We start from the raw sequence: 20,789 nt of genomic DNA, 5'->3' as shown, positions 1-20,789 counted from the left end.
TTGTCGTGTTGTTTAGTTATGAAAAAGCCGGGTCTGTGCCCGGCTTATAGGTATTGTTTATCGTGCTAACGAATTTTATTCAAACAAATTCTGATGAAGTTTCTGCACGACCTGCTCGGCCTGATCGGCAGGCACCAGGAAGCAGAGGTTGTAGCTGGATGCGCCGTAGCAGATCATGCGGATGCTGAACGGGTCGAGCACGCCGAACACTTCTTTACCCACGCCGCAGGCGCGCGACAGCTTGTTGCCGATGATGGCAACCAGCGCCAGGTCTTCTTCTACTTCCACGCGGCAGAGCTCAGACAGCTCAATCAGCAGCGACTGCGTCAGCAGCGTGTCGCCGGTGGAGGTCGAGCCGGTGGTGTCCAGCGTTAGCGCAATGCTCACTTCAGAGGTGGTGATCAGATCGACTGAGATATTATGGCGCGCCAGAATGCCAAACACTTCCGCCAGGAAACCGCGGGAATGCAGCATATTGTGGCTGTGGAGCGTCACCAGCGTCTGACGACGGCGCAGGGCCAGGGCGCGGAACAGCGGTGGGTTTTCCGTTTTCTTGCAGACCAGCGTCCCGCCCGCTTTCGGATCTTTACTGGAACCCACGAAGACCGGAATATCGCTGCGCACTGCCGGCAGCAGCGTTGCAGGGTGCAGCACTTTCGCGCCGAAGGTGGCCATTTCCGCCGCTTCTTCAAAGGCGATCACATCAATACGTTTAGCCGCGGAAACGACGCGCGGGTCGGTGGTGTAAATGCCCGGAACGTCCGTCCAGATATCCACGCGCGTTGCATGCAGGGCTTCGCCCAGCAGCGCGGCGGTGTAGTCGCTGCCGCCGCGGCCAAGCGTGGTGGTGCGGCCTTTCGCTTCACTGCCGATAAAGCCCTGGGTAATCACGATACCGTCTGCCAGGCGTGGTGCCAGCTGCTGATTGGTCAGCTCCGCCAGCGCCTCAACGTCCGGCTCGGCACGACCAAAGCGATCGCTGGTACGCATCACTTTACGCACGTCAAACCACTGCGCCTGAACGTTACGCTCGCGCATGATTTCGACAAACAGCAGGGTGGACATCAGCTCGCCGTGGCTGACCAGTTCGTCGGTCAGGGCGGTGGAGGTGGCCAGAGAAGCCGCTTCTGCCAGAGTGGTAATATTTTCCAGCAGACGCTCCACTTCCTCGCGGATGACGTTCGGGTTCTGCAGACGCTCAAGAATGTCGAACTGAATTTTGCGCAGTGCATCCAGCTTCACGAAACGTTCTGTCGCTTCCAGTCCTTCAGACAGAGAAACCAGCAGGTTCGTCACGCCGGCGGATGCAGACAGCACCACCAGGCGGGTATTCGGATCGGCCAGCACCACATCGGCGCTGCGGTTCATGGCATCGTAATCGGCCACACTGGTGCCGCCAAATTTGGCGACCACAAAACTCGTCATAACAACCTCGTGTCAGGGAATGAATAAGCGACCTTGGCACAAGAGTGAAACGAAAACAGGTGCAGGCGCAAAATACGGCCCTATAAATAAAATGCGGGGGAGGTCCTGTCAATGCTGGGATTATGCGGATTTTTTATGGGGGGGTACCCCTGAGAAACAGGACTTATAACAGCGCCAGATTTTATGCTCCGTTTTAGGGCTTTTTGACCGACATTTCGCCGCCCCAGGAGGCTCCGTCAGCAGCTATACTTTTCGGGTCTTTTCACCTGTGTTTGATGCAGGCCAGGCAATGGCATAAAAACCATCACAATTTTTATTTGCAGGCGCTACAATCGACCGCAGTCACAATTCTCAAATCAGAAGAGTATTGCTAATGAAAAACATCAACCCAACGCAGACCGCTGCCTGGCAGGCACTCCAGAAACATTTTGATGAAATGAAAGACGTCACCATCGCGGATCTGTTCGCGAAGGATGCCGATCGTTTCAACAAGTTCTCCGCGACCTTCGACGACCTGATGCTGGTGGATTTCTCTAAAAACCGCATTACCGAAGAGACGCTGGCAAAGCTGCAGGATCTGGCGAAAGAGACTGAGCTTGCCGATGCCATCAAATCCATGTTCTCCGGCGAGAAGATCAACCGCACCGAAGACCGTGCAGTGCTGCACGTGGCCCTGCGTAACCGTAGCAATACCCCAATCATCGTTGACGGCAAAGACGTCATGCCGGAAGTGAACGCGGTGCTGGAAAAGATGAAAGCCTTCTCCGAAGCGATCATCTCCGGTAGCTGGAAAGGCTACACCGGCAAAGCGATCACCGACGTGGTGAACATCGGTATCGGCGGTTCTGACCTCGGCCCGTTCATGGTGACCGAAGCGCTGCGCCCGTATAAAAACCACCTCAATATGCACTTTGTGTCTAACGTCGATGGCACCCACATCGCCGAAGTGCTGAAGAACGTGAACCCGGAAACCACCCTGTTCCTGGTTGCGTCCAAAACCTTCACCACTCAGGAAACCATGACCAACGCCCACAGCGCGCGCGACTGGTTCCTGAAAACCGCGGGCGACAACAAGCACGTGGCGAAACACTTCGCGGCGCTGTCTACCAACGGTAAAGCGGTCAGCGAGTTCGGCATTGATACCGCGAATATGTTCGAGTTCTGGGACTGGGTCGGCGGCCGCTACTCCCTGTGGTCTGCGATCGGTCTGTCCATCATCCTGTCCGTGGGCTTCGACAACTTCGTTGAGCTGCTCTCCGGCGCGCACGCGATGGATAAACACTTCTCCACTACCGCACCAGAGAAAAACCTGCCGGTGCTGCTGGCGCTGATCGGTATCTGGTACAACAACTTCTTCGGCGCTGAAACCGAAGCGATCCTGCCTTACGACCAGTACATGCACCGCTTCGCAGCCTACTTCCAGCAGGGCAACATGGAATCCAACGGTAAATACGTTGACCGTAACGGCAACGCGGTGGATTACCAGACTGGCCCAATCATCTGGGGCGAGCCGGGCACCAACGGTCAGCATGCCTTCTACCAGCTGATCCACCAGGGCACCAAAATGGTACCGTGCGATTTCATCGCCCCGGCTATCACCCATAACCCGCTGTCCGACCACCATCCGAAGCTGCTGTCGAACTTCTTTGCGCAGACCGAAGCGCTGGCGTTCGGTAAATCCCGCGAAGTGGTTGAGCAGGAATACCGTGACCTGGGTAAAGATCCGGCAACCCTGGACCACGTTGTGCCGTTCAAAGTGTTCGAAGGCAACCGCCCAACCAACTCCATCCTGCTGCGCGAAATCACGCCGTTCAGCCTGGGCGCGCTGATTGCCCTGTACGAGCACAAAATCTTCACGCAGGGCGCCATCCTGAACATCTTCACCTTTGACCAGTGGGGCGTTGAGCTGGGCAAACAGCTGGCAAACCGTATTCTGCCAGAGCTGGGTGACGATAAAGCGATTGCCAGCCATGACAGCTCGACAAATGGTTTGATCAACCGTTATAAAGCATGGCGCGCGTAATTAAAACGTCATGAAAACGTGCCGGCTTAATGCCGGCATTTTTTTATCGGATAATTCCTGATGTCTGTTAGTTAACTCAAATTCTGAATCTGAGTTTAATCCGAAAAAGACGCTTAACCCGTTAATTCCTGCGGTTTATTTTAAGAAAATACGTAGTGGTTAATTAATATAGTAATATTATAAATTATTGATTTATAACAATTATATATTTATGTTATTTGTCTTTCATTTCCATTTTAACCATTAGTCCGAAAACTCTCTCCCTATTTCCCCTTACGGCAAACCCACGGCACTAGTTGTGTATACTCGATTCCGCCTGAAATTCTTTTCGGGCAAATCTCCATTCATTCATTGAAGGGAAATTGTTATGAAGAAAGTACTGTATGGCATTTTTGCCATATCTGCGCTTGCGGCGACATCTGTCTATGCAGCTCCGGTTCAGGTCGGGGAAGCGGCAGGTTCGGCTGCGACGTCTGCGTCTGCGGGAAGTTCTACCGCAGCCAGCGCCAGCACCGTAAGTTCAGCCGTGGGTGTCGCGCTGGCGGCAACCGGTGGCGGTGATGGCTCCAATACCGGAACCACGACCACCACGACAACCAGCACCCAGTAATAGCGGGTGTTTTAATCATAACCACACTTCGGTGTGGTTATTTCGCCCCTTCGGAGAAGAGTCGTGAAGCGACCTGCAATCATTCTGATTTGCCTGCTGCTGCAGGCGTGCTCGGCCACCACCAAAGGGCTGGGAAACTCACTGTGGGAAAGCATGTTCGGTACACCGGGCGTGCATCTGACCGATGACGAACTTCAAAACATGCCCTATGCCAGTCAGTACATGCAGCTAAACGATGGCCCGCAGCTGTTTGTGGTGCTCGCTTTCGATGAAAACGGGCAGCAGAAATGGGTGACGCAGGATCAGGCCACCATCGTGACGCAGCATGGCCGTATCGTGAAAACCCTGTTGGGCGGCGATAACCTGCTGGAGGTGAATAATATCGCCGACGACCCGCTAATCAAGCCGAACCAGATCGCCGACGGCGCAAGCTGGACGCGCACGATGGGCTGGACCGAACATAAGCAGGTGCGTTACGCCACGGCACGCTCGACCTTCCGCTGGGACGGCACGGACAGCGTGAAAGTCGGCAGCGACGAAACCCGTGTCCGCGTGCTGGATGAAGAAGTCACCACCGACCAGGCCACCTGGCACAACCGCTTCTGGATCGACGAGGAAGGGCAGATCCGCCAGTCCCTGCAGTATCTCGGTGCCGGATTCTTCCCGGTGAAAACCACCCTGATCAAGGCGGCGAAATCATGAAAACGCTCATCCACGTTGCGCTTATCGCCAGCCTTGCCGCGCCGCTGGCATGGTCCGCAGGGACTGTGAAGGTCTACACGCCGGACAGTGAAAAACCCAAAACCTTAACCCACGCTGAGCATCTGCTCGATCTCGTCGGACAGCCAAGGCTCGCCAACAGCTGGTGGCCGGGGGCAGTGATCGCTGAACGTCAGAAGACCGCTGAAGCGGAACAACAGCACAAGGTGCTCCTTGCCAGGCTGACGGGGTTAGCGGAACAGGAAGATGGCGACGACGCGGCGGCGATTAATAGCGTTCGCCAGCAGCTGCAGGCGCTGAAGGTGACGGGCCGTCAGAACGTGAACCTTGATCCCGACGAAGTGCGCGTTACGGAAAAGGGTAATCCCACGCTTGAAGGGGAGTATACGCTCTGGCTGCCGGAGAAGCCGACGACGGTGACCGTAATGGGGCTAATCAGCAGCCCGGGTAAAAAGCCCTTTACGCCCGGTCGTGACGTGGCGAGCTACCTCGACGAGCAGAGCCTGCTGAGCGGTGCCGATAAAAGCTACGCCTGGGTGGTTTACCCTGACGGGCACATGCAGAAAGCCCCCGTCGCTTACTGGAATAAACGGCATATCGAACCTATGCCAGGCAGCATCATTTTTGTCGGTTTTGCCGACCATTTCTGGACGAAGGCGTATGACGGGCTTAACGCCGATATCCTTCACTCCCTGATTCAGCGGATACCGGAATAATGAAAAAAACCTATCTCTACAGCATGCTGGCGCTCTGCGTGAGTGCCGCCTGCCATGCAGAAACGTATCCGGCACCCATTGGCCCGTCTCAGTCAGACTTCGGCGGCGTCGGTTTATTGCAAACGCCCACCGCGCGTATGGCGCGCGAAGGGGAAATTAGCCTTAACTACCGTGATAACGACCAGTATCGCTACTACTCCGCCTCGGTACAGCTGTTCCCGTGGCTTGAAACCACGCTGCGCTATACCGACGTGCGTACGAAACAGTACAGCAGCGTAGAGGCGTTCTCCGGCGATCAGACCTACAAAGATAAAGCCTTCGACGTCAAGCTGCGCCTGTGGGAAGAGAGCTACTGGATGCCGCAGGTGTCCGTGGGCGCCAAAGATATCGGTGGTACCGGTCTGTTTGATGCGGAATACATCGTGGCCAGCAAAGCCTGGGGACCGTTCGACTTCTCGCTCGGCCTGGGATGGGGCTATCTCGGCACCAGCGGTAACGTGAAAAACCCGTTTTGCTCCTACAGCGACAAATACTGCTATCGCGATAACAGCTATAAGAAAGCGGGCTCCATTAACGGAGACCAGATGTTCCACGGTCCGGCGTCGCTGTTTGGCGGCGTAGAGTATCAAACGCCCTGGCAGCCATTACGACTGAAGCTGGAGTATGAAGGGAATGACTACTCGCAGGACTTCGCCGGGAAGATTGAGCAGAAGAGCAAGTTTAACGTCGGCGCCATTTATCGCGTCACCGACTGGGCCGACGTTAACCTCAGCTACGAGCGCGGCAATACGGTGATGTTTGGCTTCACGCTGCGCACCAACTTTAACGACATGCGGCCGCACTACAATGATAACGCGCGCCCTGCATACCGGCCGGAGCCGCAGGATGCGATTCTGCAGCACTCCGTGGTGGCAAACCAGCTGACGCTGCTGAAATACAATGCCGGCCTGGCGGATCCGAAGATTCAGACCAAGGGCGACACGCTTTACGTCACCGGCGAGCAGGTAAAATACCGCGACTCACGGGAAGGGATCGAACGCGCCAACCGGATCGTGATGAACGATCTGCCGGAGGGGATCCGAACGATCCGCGTGACGGAAAACCGTCTCAACCTGCCGCAGGTCACAACCGAAACGGACGTTGCCAGCCTCAAGCGCCATCTGGAAGGCGAGCCGCTCGGGCATGAGACCGAGCTGGTGCAAAAACGCGTAGAGCCGATCGTGCCGGAAACCACCGAGCAGGGCTGGTATATCGACAAATCGCGCTTCGATTTCCATATCGATCCGGTGCTGAACCAGTCCGTGGGCGGGCCTGAAAACTTCTACATGTATCAGCTGGGCGTCATGGCGACGGCGGATTTGTGGCTCACCGACCACCTGCTGACCACCGGCAGCCTGTTCGGCAACATCGCCAACAACTACGACAAATTCAACTACACCAACCCGCCAAAAGACTCGACGCTGCCGCGCGTGCGCACCCGCGTGCGTGAGTATGTGCAGAACGATGTTTACGTGAACAACCTGCAGGCCAACTACTTCCAGTACTTCGGCAACGGCTTCTACGGCCAGGTGTACGGCGGGTATCTGGAAACCATGTACGGCGGCGCGGGGGCGGAAGTGCTTTATCGTCCTGTCGACAGCAACTGGGCGTTCGGGGTGGATGCCAACTACGTCAAGCAGCGTGACTGGCGCAGCGCGCAGGACATGATGAAGTTCACCGACTACAGCGTCAAAACGGGCCATCTGACCGCCTACTGGACGCCGTCGTTCGCACCTGACGTGCTGGTGAAAGCCAGCGTCGGTCAGTACCTGGCGGGCGATAAGGGCGGCACGCTCGATATCTCTAAACACTTCGACAGCGGCGTCGTGGTGGGCGGCTACGCCACCATCACCAACGTCTCGCCGGACGAATACGGGGAAGGGGACTTCACTAAAGGGGTCTACGTGTCGATTCCGCTGGATCTGTTCTCGTCAGGCCCAACCCGCAGCCGCGCGGCGATTGGCTGGACGCCGCTGACGCGTGACGGGGGTCAGCAGCTTGGACGTAAGTTCCAGCTGTATGATATGACGAGCGATAAGAACATTAACTTCCGCTGATGCTTCACGCCGGGCGGCACCGCGTTTGCCCGGCCTGCTATTTTGTAGGCCCGGTAAGCGCAGCGCCACCGGGCGAATCACAAGCGGCGCAGTAGCCTCGCCGGGTTCCCGGCATAGACACCTTTCTCGACGATCGATTTTGTTACCACGCTCCCTGCACCAATCACCGCACCGTCGCAGATGGATACCGCCAGAATGGTCGCTCCACTGCCTATCGAAACATCATTCCCCACGGTAATATGGCCCCAGCTCTCTCGGTCGGCATTCGGTTTCCCCTCCCGAAACATATCGTTGGCAAACATCACGCCATGGCCAACAAAGCAACGCTGACCAATAGTGACATACTCGCAGATGAAGGTGTGCGACTGGATTTTGCAGTCGTCACCGATGCGCGTATTGCCCTGGATTTCAACAAACGGGCCGACGAATACGCCGTTGCCCAGCACACAGTCGTAAAGGTTAGCAGGCTCATATACGATCACATTGTCGCCACAGGTCACGTTGCGAACCCCGGTTTGTTTACGCTCCATCGGTTTTCTTCCTACATAAAACATAATTAAAAAATATAGATCCCCGTCACATTTTTGCGTTATACAGGAACCTCGCCCTGGAGAATGAGGTGCTGTATGACATCCCTGACTCGCCCGCGCGTTGAGTTTATCTCAACTATCCTCCAGACCGTGCTGAACCTCGGTCTGTTGAGCCTTGGCCTGATACTGGTCGTCTTTTTGGGTAAAGAGACGGTGCATCTTGCGGATGTACTGTTCGCCCCTGAACAAACCAGCAAATATGCGCTGGTGGAAGGCCTGGTGGTCTACTTTCTCTACTTTGAATTTATCGCCCTGATTGTGAAGTACTTTCAGTCCGGATTTCATTTCCCACTGCGTTATTTTGTTTACATTGGGATCACTGCGATAGTGCGGCTGATCATCGTCGATCATAAATCCCCGCTCGACGTGCTGATCTACTCGGCGGCGATCCTGCTGCTGGTGATCACCCTCTGGCTGTGCAACTCGAAGCGGCTGAAACGCGAATAAAAAAATGGCGGCCCGGAGGCCGCCTAACAACAGTCACAAGTTGGGTCAATACAATACGTCTAAAGTTGAGGGTTGCAGTGGCATAACAAAATGAAACTTAACCTTTCACACCGCCCGCCGTCAGGCCGTTGACCAGCCAGCGCTGCGCCAGCAGGAACACCACGGTAATCGGGATGGCGGAAAGTACGGCCGCCGCGGCAAAGTCGCCCCACAGGTAGTTTTGCGGGTTGAGGTATTGCTGCATACCTACGGCCAGGGTGTAGCTGTTCACATCACGCAGTAACAGTGAGGCAACCGGTACTTCGGTGATCGCAGCGATAAACGACAGGATAAACACTACCGCCAGAATCGGCACCGACAGCGGCAGCAGCACCAGGCGGAACGCCTGCCACGGGGTTGCGCCATCCAGCGCGGCCGCTTCTTCCAGCGAGCCGTCGATAGTTTCGAAATAGCCTTTAATGGTCCATACATGCAGTGCGATACCGCCAAGATAGGCGAAGATCACGCCGCCGTGGGTGTTCAGGCCGATAAAGGGTACGTACTGGCCCAGACGGTCAAACAAGGCATACAACGCCACCAGCGACAGCACGGCCGGGAACATCTGGAAAATCAGCATCCCTTTCAGCAGCGTCGCTTTGCCCGGGAAACGCATGCGGGCGAAGGCGTAGGCGCAGGTGGTGGAAAGCGCCACGATACCAATGGCGGTAATACCTGCGATTTTCACCGAGTTCCACAGCCACAGCAGCACCGGGAACGGCGGCGGCGTGACGCGGCCATCCGCGTGTTCCACGCTGAAGCCCAGCGCGAGCTTCCAGTGCTCCCAGGAGATTTCGTCCGGGATCAGGCTCCCCGTCGCGAAGTTACCCGAACGCAGGGAGATGGCGATAACCATCAGCAGCGGGAACATGATCGCCGCGATGAAAATCAGCAGGCCTAAGTGCGTCGCCAGGAGGCGCAACTTCTGAGATTTGGGTTGTACCATAGCCATGATTGATGCCCTCCTTAATCAAATTTCATACGTGTGGCTTTCAGGTTCACAATCGCCAGAGCGCCTACCAGCAGGAAGATCAGGGTGGCAATCGCTGCCGCCAGACCGAAGTCCTGGCCGCCGCCGCCTTCGAAGGCGATACGGTAGGTGTAGCTCACGAGCAGGTCGGTATAGCCTGCTGGCGTCGTGGTGCCAAGGCGGTCCGGGCCGCCGTTGGTCAACAGCTGAATCAGCACGAAGTTGTTAAAGTTAAAGGCGAAGCTGGCAATCATCAGCGGCGTCAGCGGCTTAATGAGCAGCGGCAGCGTAATTTTAAAGAAGTTCTGGAACGGGCCCGCGCCGTCCATCGCCGAGGCTTCGTACAGATCGTCCGGGATAGCCTTCAGCAGGCCCATGCACAGGATCATCATGTACGGATAACCGAGCCAGGTGTTCACGATGATAATCATCGAGCGAGCGGTGGTCGGGTCGCTGAACCAGGCTGGTTTGATGCCGAACAGGGCGCTCAGCATCATGTTGATTTCACCGAAGCTCTGGTTAAACAGCCCTTTGAAAATCAGAATCGAGATAAACGACGGTACGGCATACGGCAGGATCAGCAGCACGCGGTAAATCGCTTTGCCTTTCAGGGATTCCCACTGGACCAGGCAGGCAAGCACCATGCCCACGGCCACGGTCAGGATCACCGTCAACACCGAGAAGACCACCGTCCAGACGAAGATGGCGAAGAACGGCTTCTGAATGCCTTCGTCGGTAAACACACGGGTAAAGTTGTCCCAGCCGATGGTGACGGTATAGCCAGGGCTGAGCTTGTCATCACCCCATTTACCGTCGGCAGTAATGGACTGATAGAAACCAATGTCGTTATTCGGACGATATTTCACGCCGCTCTGGTTGTTGGTCAGCGTGCCGTCGTCCGCCAGGGTATACAGCGGCTGCGTGCCGGAGAACTGGCGCAGCGAGCTCATGGTCACCTTGCTTTCGTCTGGCAGCACGGCGGTGAGCTGGGTCAGCGCCTGACGGTTCTGGGTAATGACGCGCAGGTTGGCTCGTTCACCTTCCGGCAGGGCCTGTGCCTCTTTTAAGGCCAGCTTCTGCTCGCCGCCAAATTTGAACGCGTCGGAGACATAGTATTTCCTGCTTGCTTCGTCAGTAAGCGCTAACTTCCACTCGTTACCGTCAGGATACAGGCCGAAGTTAAAGGTCTTGCCTGCCTGATATGAGCGATCCAGCAGGACCTGCTGCGCGCGTTCCTGCGCAAGCTGGTTGGTGCTGCTGTAGTTGGTAAACGCAATGGCGATGGTACAAATCAGCGGGAACAGGACAAACAGCCCCATCCCGGCCACGCCCGGGTAGACATAGCGCCAGGCATAGGCTTTACGATTAGCGAAAATATACAGGCCAGCAGAGCTTAAAATCAGCGTCATGATGGCAAACAGATATTCCCCTTGTACGTACATTAAAACAACAAGGTAACCCACCAGCAGACACAGCAGACCTATCGCTGACCACTTCAGCGCGTCGCTTTGCCACCAGCGTTTCTTTTTAATGACATCCATGGGGTTTTTCCTCTACAACGTTTGATCTTTTCTCCCTCTCCTGGGGGAGAGGGCCGGGGTGAGGGCGTGCGGATAGCGCCAACCCTCACCCTAACCCTCTCCCAAAGGGAGAGGGGACTACGTCATTACTTAGTAATACGACCCTGAGCATCTTTCAGCGCGGCATCGACAGTCTGACGACCGCTTGCAGCGTTGATGACCGCGGTACGCGTGGCGTACCAGAACGCAGCCATCTGTGGGATGTTCGGCATGATTTCGCCTTTCTGGGCGTTATCCATGGTGGCCGCGATACGTGGGTCTTTCGCCAGCTGATCCTGGAAGGATTTCAGCGCGACGGCGCCCAGCGGTTTGTCCTTGTTCACTTCATCCAGACCCTGATCGGTCAGCAGGTAGTTTTCCAGGAACTCTTTCGCCAGCTCTTTGTTCGGGCTGGCGGCGTTGATGCCCGCGCTCAGCACGCCAACGAACGGTTTAGACGGCTTGCCTTTGAAGGTTGGCAGCAGCGCTACGCCGTAGTTGACTTTGCTCTTGTCGATGTTGGTCCAGGCCCACGGACCGTTGATGGTCATCGCGGTTTCGCCTTTGTTGAACGCCGCTTCTGCGATGGAGTAGTCGGTATCCGCGTTCATGTGTTTGTTCTTGATCAGATCCACCAGGAAGGTCAGACCCGCTTTCGCGCCAGCGTTGTCCACGCCCACGTCTTTCACGTCATATTTGCCATTTTCAAACTTGAACGCGTAACCGCCATCGGCAGCAATGAGCGGCCAGGTGAAGTACGGCTCTTGCAGGTTGAACATCAGGGCGGATTTACCTTTCGCCTTCAGCTCTTTATCCAGTTTCGGGATCTCTTCCCAGGTTTTCGGTGGGTTTGGTACCAGGTCTTTGTTGTAAATCAGAGACAGGGCTTCAACCGCGATAGGGTAAGCGATCAGCTTGCCGTTATAGCGAACGGCATCCCAGGTGAACGGGAACAGCTTGTCCTGGAAGGCTTTATCTGGCGTCACTTCTGCCAGCAGGCCAGACTGCGCGTAACCCCCGAAACGGTCATGCGCCCAGAAGATGATGTCCGGGCCGTCGCCGGTTGCTGCAACCTGCGGGAACTTCTCTTCCAGCTTGTCCGGATGTTCTACGGTAACTTTGATGCCGGTATCTTTTTCGAATTTTTTGCCCACTTCGGCCAGGCCGTTATAGCCCTTATCGCCGTTAATCCAGATAACCAGCTTGCCTTCTTCAATTTTGGCGAGCGCTGGGGCGGAAACCATCATTGCTGCAAGGGCGGACAATGCGAAAACGCGTGCGCCAGTCTTGATATTCATATCTGCCATCCTTTTTGGTGATGTGCTCGTGGATACATAAGGTGGTTCAACGTGACTCAGTCTCCTTATTTGACATCCTCTTTCCATCCTCCCAACCCCTACGCCCCACCCCCCGTTTGTGTGATCTCCGTTGCATAAATTTAAGTTATGAGTGCTGGCGCACATAAAAACCCACCGAATTTTGCAGGCGGCTTCACGAATTTTGCCTCAGCCCGCCCGCGGCGGTCGCAGAGCCTGCTCCCTCATCCTCCCGCCTCCTCCCCCATAAAAAAGGCGGGGGGTGGAGGATTCGGGAAAGTAATGGATACCCCATAGTGAACTTATCTTGAATGTTTCTGTCGGTGACAGGTTGTAACGAAGGGAGAAGGGCATGGCGAGCGTACAGCTGCGTAATGTAACGAAAGCCTGGGGTGACGTTGTGGTGTCGAAAGACATCAATCTGGACATCAACGAAGGCGAATTCGTGGTGTTTGTTGGCCCATCAGGCTGTGGTAAATCTACTCTGCTGCGTATGATTGCCGGTCTTGAAACGATTACCAGCGGCGACCTGCTGATTGGTGATACCCGAATGAACGACATCCCGCCTGCCGAACGTGGCGTCGGTATGGTGTTCCAGTCTTATGCACTCTATCCACACCTTTCCGTTGCCGAAAATATGTCCTTTGGCCTGAAGCTGGCCGGCGCGAAGAAAGAAGTCATTAACCAGCGCGTGACGCAGGTGGCGGAAGTGTTACAGCTGGCCCACCTGCTGGAGCGTAAACCAAAAGCGCTTTCCGGTGGTCAGCGTCAGCGTGTGGCGATTGGCCGTACCCTGGTGGCCGAACCGCGCGTGTTCCTGCTTGATGAACCTCTCTCTAACCTGGATGCCGCCCTGCGCGTCCAGATGCGTATTGAAATCTCCCGTCTGCACAAGCGTCTTGGCCGCACGATGATTTACGTCACCCACGATCAGGTGGAAGCGATGACCCTCGCCGACAAAATCGTGGTGCTGGATGCCGGCCGCGTGGCGCAGGTGGGTAAACCGCTGGAGCTGTATCACTACCCGGCAGACCGCTTTGTTGCGGGCTTTATTGGCTCGCCAAAGATGAACTTCCTGCCCGTCAAAGTGACCGCGACAGCCATTGAACAGGTACAGGTGGAGCTGCCAAACCGCCAGCAGGTCTGGCTGCCGGTCGACAGCGCCAACGTACAGGTCGGGGCAAACATGTCCCTCGGTATTCGTCCTGAGCACCTGCTGCCGAGCCACATCGCTGATGTGACCCTGGAAGGTGACGTTCAGGTCGTCGAACAGCTTGGTCACGAAACACAGATTCATATCCAGATCCCCGCCATCCGTCAGAACCTGGTCTACCGCCAGAACGACGTGGTGTTGGTAGAAGAGGGTGCCACATTCGCTATCGGCTTGCCGCCAGAGCGTTGCCATCTGTTCCGTGAGGATGGCACTGCATGTCGTCGGTTGCACAAAGAGCCAGGCGTTTAAGCAATCCCAAAAGAAGACACGAAACCGACAGGTCAAGTGTTCAAAGAAAAGCAATGATCTCAGGAGATAGAATGATGATTACTCTGCGCAAACAAGTCCCTCTGGCAATCGCCGTTGCGGCAGGCATCCTGTCTGCCCAGGCAGGCGCCGTGGACTTTAAAGGTTATGCTCGTTCCGGCATTGGCTGGACCGGGAGTGGCGGTGAACAACAATGTTTCCAGGCAACGGGTGCTCAAAGTAAATACCGTCTCGGTAACGAATGTGAAACCTATGCGGAATTGAAACTGGGTCAGGAAGTGTGGAAAGAAGGCGACAAGAGCTTCTATTTCGACACTAACGTAGCGTATTCCGTTTCTCAGCAGAACGACTGGGAATCCACCAGCCCGGCCTTCCGTGAAGCTAACGTGCAGGGTAAAAACCTGATTGAATGGCTGCCAGGCTCCACCATCTGGGCCGGTAAGCGTTTCTATCAGCGTCATGACGTTCACATGATCGACTTCTACTACTGGGACATCTCAGGTCCTGGTGCCGGTATTGAAAACATCGATCTGGGCTTTGGTAAACTCTCTCTGGCAGCCACCCGCTCTTCTGAATCAGGCGGTTCTGCAACCTTCGCCGATCGTGATGCGAACGGCGACCGTATTTATGACAACGTTGTACCAAATGACGTCTTCGACGTGCGTTTAGCGGGGCTGGAAACTAACCCGGGCGGTACGCTGGAACTGGGCGTTGACTATGGTCACACCAACATTCCTGACGACTACTACCTGCAGCCAGGCGCTTCTAAAGATGGCTGGTTGTTCACTGCTGAACATACCCAGAGCATGATGAAGGGCTTCAACAAGTTCGTACTGCAGTACGGTACAGACTCCATGACCTCTAACGGTAAAGGTATTCCACAGGGCGGCAGCGTTGATAACGACGGCTCCATGTGGCGTGTGCTGGACCACGGTGCAATTACCCTGGCAGACCGTTGGGACCTGATGTACGTCGGTATGTACCAGAACATCGATCGTGACAACAACAACGGTACCGAGTGGTGGACTGTGGGTGTTCGTCCGATGTTCAAATGGACGCCAATCATGAGCACCCTGCTTGAAGTGGGCTACGACAACGTCAAATCTCAGAGAACTGACGAGAAAAACAGCCAGTACAAAATCACCCTGGCACAGCAATGGCAGGCAGGCGACAGCATCTGGTCTCGTCCGGCTATCCGTGTCTTCGCAACCTACGCGAAGTGGGATGAGAAATGGGGTTACGCAAACAACAGCGACACGGGTTACACCTCTGGTGTGGCTTACAGTGACACCTCTGCGAAAACCTTCAGCCGTGGCGACAACGATGAATGGACCTTCGGCGCCCAGATGGAAATCTGGTGGTAATTCGTTAGACCTGACGTAATGACCTGAAAAGAGGGGCGTAAGCCCCTCTCTCCTTAGGGTGCTGCGCGCTATTGCCTGGCCACCGCAGTGCTCACGCTATCAGAGGTAATAACAATGAAAATGAAGAAAAGTCTCGTCGCGCTGTGCCTCTCTGCGGGGCTGTTAGCCTGTGTTCCGGCCATCTCCCTGGCAGACGTGAATTTCGTGCCACAAAATACCAGCGCTGCGCCGGCTATCCCGGCGGCGGCCCTCCAGCAGCTGACGTGGACGCCAGTTGATCAATCCAAAACCCAGTCGACACAGCTTTCTACGGGCGGCCAGCAGCTGAACGTACCGGGTATCACCGGGCCGGTTGCCGCCTACAGCGTGCCGGCTAACATTGGTGAGCTAACCCTGACGCTGACCAGCGAAGTGAACAAGCAAACCAGCGTATTTGCACCGAACGTGCTGATTCTGGATCAGAATCTGACGCCGTCTGCCTTCTTCCCAAGCGAGTACTTTAGCTACCAGGAGCCTGGCGTCATGAGCGCCGACCGTCTGGAAGGAAAAATGCGCCTGACGCCAGCGTTGGGACAGCAGAAGATTTATGTTCTGGTTTTCACGACTGAAAAAGATCTACAGCAGACCACTAAGCTTATCGATCCGGCAAAAGCCTACGCCAAAGGAACGGGTAACTCTGTTCCGGATATTCCGGATCCGTTAGCGCGCCACGTCACCGACGGCCTGCTCAAACTGAAAGTCTCAACTAACAATGCGTCCAGCGTGCTGGTCGGCCCGCTGTTTGGCTCCTCCGGCACCGGCCCCGTCACCGTAGGTAACACTGCTGCACCTGTTTATACCGCGCCAGCTGCCACGGCAGCCGCACCGGTAGCGACCGCAGCACCTGCCCCGGTGAAGAAAGCCGAGCCGGTACTGAACGACACCGAAGAGTACTTCAACAACGCCATTAAGCAGGCGGTGAAGCGCGGCGATGTCGATAAAGCGCTGAAACTGCTTGATGAAGCCGAACGTTTAGGTTCAACCACTGCCCGTTCCACCTTTATCAGCAGTGTAAAAGGCAAGGGGTAACCGTTTCCCCACAGTGCTGATTTGTTAGTAGTTTGGTGCGCCTGAGTGGGCGCACTTTTTTTGCCGCTGATCAAAGGCATTCTGTTCAGAACGCATTATCCCTGACGCGGAAAGAACGAATGATGCGATCCCAGATTTCCACCAGTTCAGCGTCGCTGTATTCCGATGGGGATGAGACATCACTTCCTTCAGACAAGATCTCATTGCTTAATGTCAGATCAAGGCTGGGGTGTGCAAAATCAGCGTTGGTTTCATTGACTACGGCGGTAAACATGAGTTGTTTTGACGGATTATAGGATGATTTTTCTGGCGGGGCGGTGATTAGCCATTCACTGGCATTAAAACCGGCAATTCGTGCTTCTCCTTTTCGCAGCGTACTTCCGTCTATGCTATTGATATACGATTGAATTTCACCGCTGCGCTCCAGCATGGTTGTGCTTTCCTTAAGGGCGTTATTGCTCCAGACCGAAAAAGAAAATACCGAACTATACGGGTAAACAAAGGTAATATCTTCCTTAGGCTTGCCGTTTCCGTCGCGGATAAACCCTTGCGGAATGCAGGTGCCGGGCACAGAAGGAATATCCTCGTTATGCCGTCCGCTCAGCCGGGACATGAGGTACTGTAATTCTGCCAGGTTCTGGAGTTTAGTGTTAAGAGAACCGGCACTGGCACCGGCTTTTAAAAGATCCTGTTTATCTTTTTGATACTTTGGGTCAGACAAATCGGTAATCTCCTGCGTGAGGATAAACGCCACTCCGTCAACATAGAGATGACCTTCCAGAACGCGTCCAAATCCCGCCACACTCTCATTTCTGTTACGGTCAAAAATCACCGCATTATCACTCAGCCTGTATACCTGCTTGAGAAAAGGCTGATCTACAGGGTCAACGGTAGCGCTGTTTTTCAGTTTCTGTTCCCGCAGCCGGATACGCTGCTCAAACGCCGGACGGTAGAGCCGCTTGCTGCTGATGTGGATCTCATTAATCTGCACCCGGTCAGTCAGGGTGTTTTCGAATGAGGCCGGAACCTCAAACACATAGCGCCCCACGCACTGGGATTTGGTGGTGGCAAAAAGAGTATTAACCATACGTTTTTCCTTGTCCGTTAACGCCGGGGGCGCATGCACGAATGTTACATAGTTATGGATGTAATATCCTGCCGCCAACAGCAGGAGCGTCAGCGTGACAATCAGAGGGGATGTGTCTTTTTTCATGGGGCGGGAACCTGCTGCACAATCTTTACCACCGAGCGAACCGTGAACACCAGGGCGTCGGAGAGATCGCTGTATACCGAGCGGGAGCGATCGACAGGATCGACAGCATAAGCACCTTCATGATCGACATCTGTCGCCAGGACGCCCTGTATACGGGAAGAGGAGGTGCGGACGGAGGTGATCGGCACGGTCCCATCGCCGGGGCTTGCGGATGAAATCAGTTGATGAGCCCTTAACGGGGACAATGCAAAAGGGTTACCTGCATTTCCCCTGTACCTCTGCGCTTCCTTAACGTTCTTAGGGATCCGCTCTTCCCATGTCAGGAACCCATCGGAAGGGTTACTCTCGCTGGCACCGTAAAATAACCACGTCTGGGGATGGTACTGCCCATCCAGTTTTTCGATGAATTTATAAACGGAGTCTTTCATCCGCTTAACAAAAGCATCCCATTCTCTGCCAGTATCATCCAGCAGGAAATCCTGCTCGCATAGCCGCCACCACGCTGTTTTGTTTAGATAAATTTCCTCATACGGATCGGCCACCGGGAGGGAAAGTTGAGTCTCCTTACTGTTGATTTTCAGCCATCCCGGACCATAAGCCATGCCCGGCAGCAGTTGTAACGGACCGGGAGACTGTGCCAGCACCGGCATCAGCTTTTCTGCACTGTCCCCGATAATCATTCCAGTGACGCCACGCTCACCGATCTTCATGCGGCGATAAGCTGCCGGTGATCCGAGATCCGGCATGACGCCGTGTACGATACCCAGGATTGAGTCCTGCCCGCCCATATTTTCCGAGTAATGGCGGGCGACCAGTCCGCCCATCGAATGGGTGATCAGGATGACCTTGTTGACTGCCAGGCGTCCGTGGTACGTACTCAGCACCTTACGGACATATTCGCCCAGCAACGCCGCAGAGTCCGCATTCGATTGCAGCCAGTTGTAACCAAAAACGTGCAGAGGGAATAAGAACTTGTGCCCGTGAGCCACTTCTTCTTCGCTCAGCACCTGCTCCTGAGGCTCGTCACCGATTCTGACGCCGATAAAACGCTGCCGTGCCGTTTGCAACTGTATTTCCCGAAAATAATTATCCATCAGGATATCGTCGTCGCTGAGCAGATATTGCAGCCGGTCAAGCGCCTCACCGTAGCTCATGTAAAATGCACTTCCCCATCCGCGGGCGCGACGGGACGGGAATTTTTTGCCATCCGCACCGTCATTTAAAATTTCCCCGGAGTCATCGACGACGGTGGTCTTTGGATCAAGCAGTTGTTTTCTCTTTTGGGGGCCAGCAAGTGGCCATTTTTTAAGCGAAGAAAAGCTGAACTGCCAGACTTTTTTATCCCCGCTCTTTAAGTTTGACCCCATCACTCCAGGAATAAAAATCACCGGGATCACTTTTGAAGGGGGCTTGAGACAAACCGAGATGTGGTTTTTGTCTTTTGGCTGCGCAACAACCTTATAATGAAACGTGCCATCGTCATCCCAGATGGGACGATGATAAGACCGATTAGGGGGGCTATTTTTATTGTCATCCATGTATTAAGTTCCTGATATTCCTTCCCAAGAGCTGCATTAGCTCACAATTTAGCCGTGCGATACTTAATCAAAATCAAGTCTGCTGTTGCTGCCGCGAACATATATCCAGCGTTGTTGCGCCCATGTTGCGATCGTGATCGTTAAATAACGTTTGGCCCCCCTCAATCCGTGTTTCTGCGATACAATGCCATTACGTTATGTATCGGAGAGTCTGGCATGTCACACCCTGCGCTAACGCAACTGCGTGCGCTGCGCTATTTCGACCAAATACCTGCGCTTGATCCGCAGCAGCTGGACTGGCTGTTGCTGGAAGATTCCATGACAAAACGTTTTGAGCAGCAGGGAAAAACGGTCACGGTGACCCTGATTCAGGAAGGGTTTGTCTCTGGCTATGAGATCGCCAGCGAGCTGCCGCTGCTGCCGCACGAACCACGCTACTGGCTGCGCGAAATTTTACTCTGTGCTGATGGTGAGCCTTGGCTTGCCGGGCGGACGGTGGTCCCCGAGTCCACCCTTTCCGGACCAGAGCTGGCGCTGCAACGTCTGGGGAAAACGCCGCTGGGGCGTTACCTTTTCACCTCGTCTGAGCTTACCCGGGATTTTATTGAGATTGGTCGTGATGCCGAACTCTGGGGGCGTCGTTCCCGCCTTCGCCTGAGCGGTAAACCGTTAATTCTGACGGAGCTTTTTTTACCGGCATCACCGTTGTACTAAGAGGAAGAAAAAATGGAGTGGAGCCTGACGCAGAATAAGCTGTTGGCGTATCACCGCTTAATGCGTACCGATAAACCCATTGGCGCGTTACTGTTGCTGTGGCCGACCCTATGGGCGCTGTGGCTCGCCACGCCGGGCGTGCCGCCGCTGTGGATCCTGGCCGTGTTCGTTGCCGGCGTCTGGCTGATGCGCGCGGCGGGCTGCGTGGTGAATGACTATGCCGATCGTAAATTCGACGGTCATGTTAAGCGTACTGCCGGTCGTCCGTTACCCAGCGGGCAGGTCACCGGGAAAGAAGCCCGCGTGCTGTTCATTGTTCTGGTGCTGCTCTCTTTCCTGCTGGTGTTAACCCTCAACACCATGACCATTCTGCTTTCCGTTGCGGCGCTGGCGTTAGCCTGGGTTTATCCGTTTATGAAGCGCTATACCCACCTGCCTCAGGTGGTGCTGGGCGCAGCGTTTGGCTGGTCGATTCCGATGGCGTTTGCGGCGGTTAGTGAGTCCTTACCGCTCAGCTGCTGGCTGATGTTCCTGGCGAACATTCTCTGGGCCGTGGCGTATGACACGCAATACGCGATGGTAGATCGCGACGATGACCTGAAGATTGGCATCAAATCCACCGCCATCCTCTTTGGTCGTCAGGACAAGCTGATTATCGGTATCCTGCAGGTTGCGGTACTGGCGCTGATGGTTGCGATCGGTCGCCTGAACGGGCTGAACTGGGAGTTTTACTGGTCCGTGCTGGTGGCGGGACTGCTGTTTGCTTATCAGCAAAAGCTGATTGCGAAGCGTGAACGTGACGCCTGTTTTAAAGCGTTTATGAACAATAACTACGTTGGTCTGGTGCTGTTTTTAGGCCTGGCGATGAGCTATTTCTTATAAAAAAGTCGGGTGGCGGCTTCGC

General features: G+C 55.0%; 18 protein-coding genes. 11 read left to right on the top strand and 7 right to left on the bottom strand.

Going from position 1 to position 20,789, the window contains the following annotated elements; genetic code table 11:
* Positions 1-75: 75 nt before the first annotated feature.
* Positions 76-1,425 (bottom strand): lysine-sensitive aspartokinase 3, encoded by a 1,350-nt coding sequence (gene lysC, locus AC1VYI_RS23130; RefSeq protein ID WP_023309996.1) that lies wholly within the window; start codon positions 1,423-1,425, stop codon positions 76-78.
* A 373-nt stretch (positions 1,426-1,798) separates the two neighbouring features.
* Here lysC and pgi point away from each other — a divergent pair, with 373 nt between their 5' ends.
* The 5 genes from pgi to AC1VYI_RS23105 all read left to right on the top strand — a co-directional run bounded on the left by pgi (position 1,799) and on the right by AC1VYI_RS23105 (position 7,590).
* Positions 1,799-3,448, top strand: a complete 1,650-nt coding sequence (gene pgi, locus AC1VYI_RS23125; RefSeq protein ID WP_134866922.1) for a glucose-6-phosphate isomerase — start codon at positions 1,799-1,801, stop codon at positions 3,446-3,448.
* 367 nt (positions 3,449-3,815) lie between these two features.
* Positions 3,816-4,058 carry an exopolysaccharide production protein YjbE gene (yjbE, locus tag AC1VYI_RS23120; RefSeq protein WP_008503423.1) on the top strand — a complete coding sequence of 81 codons (243 nt, stop codon included), beginning with the start codon at positions 3,816-3,818 and terminating at the stop codon, positions 4,056-4,058.
* A 63-nt stretch (positions 4,059-4,121) separates the two neighbouring features.
* A complete protein-coding gene (locus tag AC1VYI_RS23115) occupies positions 4,122-4,760 on the top strand; it encodes a YjbF family lipoprotein (RefSeq protein ID WP_023309998.1) in 639 nt (212 codons plus the stop codon).
* Positions 4,757-5,494 (top strand): capsule biosynthesis GfcC family protein, encoded by a 738-nt coding sequence (locus AC1VYI_RS23110; protein WP_134866921.1) that lies wholly within the window; start codon positions 4,757-4,759, stop codon positions 5,492-5,494. The genes AC1VYI_RS23115 and AC1VYI_RS23110 overlap by 4 nt, the downstream gene beginning before the upstream one ends.
* Positions 5,494-7,590, top strand: a complete 2,097-nt coding sequence (locus AC1VYI_RS23105) for a YjbH domain-containing protein (protein WP_134866920.1) — start codon at positions 5,494-5,496, stop codon at positions 7,588-7,590. The genes AC1VYI_RS23110 and AC1VYI_RS23105 overlap by 1 nt, the downstream gene beginning before the upstream one ends.
* 77 nt (positions 7,591-7,667) lie before the next feature.
* On the opposite strand, the gene AC1VYI_RS23100 is transcribed toward AC1VYI_RS23105, so the two are convergent.
* Positions 7,668-8,120 carry an acyltransferase gene (locus AC1VYI_RS23100; protein ID WP_045355214.1) on the bottom strand — a complete coding sequence of 151 codons (453 nt, stop codon included), beginning with the start codon at positions 8,118-8,120 and terminating at the stop codon, positions 7,668-7,670.
* 96 nt (positions 8,121-8,216) lie between these two features.
* Here AC1VYI_RS23100 and psiE point away from each other — a divergent pair, with 96 nt between their 5' ends.
* Entirely contained in the window at positions 8,217-8,627 is a 411-nt protein-coding gene (gene psiE, locus AC1VYI_RS23095; RefSeq protein WP_000202963.1) for a phosphate-starvation-inducible protein PsiE, read from the top strand.
* A 97-nt stretch (positions 8,628-8,724) separates the two neighbouring features.
* Here psiE and malG read toward each other — a convergent pair whose 3' ends face one another.
* From malG to malE, 3 genes are all read right to left on the bottom strand, one after another.
* Positions 8,725-9,615 (bottom strand): maltose ABC transporter permease MalG, encoded by an 891-nt coding sequence (malG, locus tag AC1VYI_RS23090; protein WP_023310002.1) that lies wholly within the window; start codon positions 9,613-9,615, stop codon positions 8,725-8,727.
* Positions 9,616-9,629: 14 nt separating this feature from the next.
* Positions 9,630-11,174 carry a maltose ABC transporter permease MalF gene (gene malF / locus AC1VYI_RS23085; protein ID WP_134866919.1) on the bottom strand — a complete coding sequence of 515 codons (1,545 nt, stop codon included), beginning with the start codon at positions 11,172-11,174 and terminating at the stop codon, positions 9,630-9,632.
* A 125-nt stretch (positions 11,175-11,299) separates the two neighbouring features.
* Positions 11,300-12,490, bottom strand: a complete 1,191-nt coding sequence (malE, locus tag AC1VYI_RS23080) for a maltose/maltodextrin ABC transporter substrate-binding protein MalE (RefSeq protein WP_023310004.1) — start codon at positions 12,488-12,490, stop codon at positions 11,300-11,302.
* A 370-nt stretch (positions 12,491-12,860) separates the two neighbouring features.
* Here malE and malK point away from each other — a divergent pair, with 370 nt between their 5' ends.
* From malK to malM, 3 genes are all read left to right on the top strand, one after another.
* Positions 12,861-13,970, top strand: a complete 1,110-nt coding sequence (gene malK, locus AC1VYI_RS23075) for a maltose/maltodextrin ABC transporter ATP-binding protein MalK (protein WP_023310005.1) — start codon at positions 12,861-12,863, stop codon at positions 13,968-13,970.
* 71 nt (positions 13,971-14,041) lie between these two features.
* Positions 14,042-15,352: a maltoporin gene (locus AC1VYI_RS23070; protein WP_023310006.1), complete on the top strand. Its 1,311-nt coding sequence runs from the start codon at positions 14,042-14,044 to the stop codon at positions 15,350-15,352.
* Positions 15,353-15,466: 114 nt separating this feature from the next.
* Positions 15,467-16,420, top strand: a complete 954-nt coding sequence (gene malM, locus AC1VYI_RS23065; RefSeq protein WP_134866918.1) for a maltose operon protein MalM — start codon at positions 15,467-15,469, stop codon at positions 16,418-16,420.
* Between the two features lie 85 nt (positions 16,421-16,505).
* Here the strand turns inward: malM and AC1VYI_RS23060 are convergent, their stop codons facing one another.
* Both AC1VYI_RS23060 and AC1VYI_RS23055 read right to left on the bottom strand, forming a co-directional pair.
* Positions 16,506-17,633 carry a T6SS immunity protein Tli4 family protein gene (locus tag AC1VYI_RS23060; RefSeq protein WP_134866917.1) on the bottom strand — a complete coding sequence of 376 codons (1,128 nt, stop codon included), beginning with the start codon at positions 17,631-17,633 and terminating at the stop codon, positions 16,506-16,508.
* A complete protein-coding gene (locus AC1VYI_RS23055) occupies positions 17,630-19,171 on the bottom strand; it encodes a lipase family alpha/beta hydrolase (RefSeq protein ID WP_134866916.1) in 1,542 nt (513 codons plus the stop codon). Before AC1VYI_RS23055 ends, AC1VYI_RS23060 begins: the two co-directional genes overlap by 4 nt.
* Before the next feature lie 216 nt (positions 19,172-19,387).
* Here AC1VYI_RS23055 and ubiC point away from each other — a divergent pair, with 216 nt between their 5' ends.
* Together ubiC and ubiA are read left to right on the top strand one after the other, a co-directional pair.
* The gene (gene ubiC, locus AC1VYI_RS23050; protein WP_134866915.1) at positions 19,388-19,885 is read left to right on the top strand and encodes a chorismate lyase; all 498 of its coding nucleotides are present in this window, start codon (positions 19,388-19,390) and stop codon (positions 19,883-19,885) included.
* Between the two features lie 12 nt (positions 19,886-19,897).
* The gene (ubiA, locus tag AC1VYI_RS23045) at positions 19,898-20,767 is read left to right on the top strand and encodes a 4-hydroxybenzoate octaprenyltransferase (RefSeq protein WP_032662636.1); all 870 of its coding nucleotides are present in this window, start codon (positions 19,898-19,900) and stop codon (positions 20,765-20,767) included.
* The last annotated feature ends 22 nt before the right edge of the window (positions 20,768-20,789 follow it).

It is taken from the genome of Enterobacter sp. QK-SA4 (genome assembly GCF_056856775.1).
This window is presented reverse-complemented; position numbering and strand designations above follow the sequence as displayed.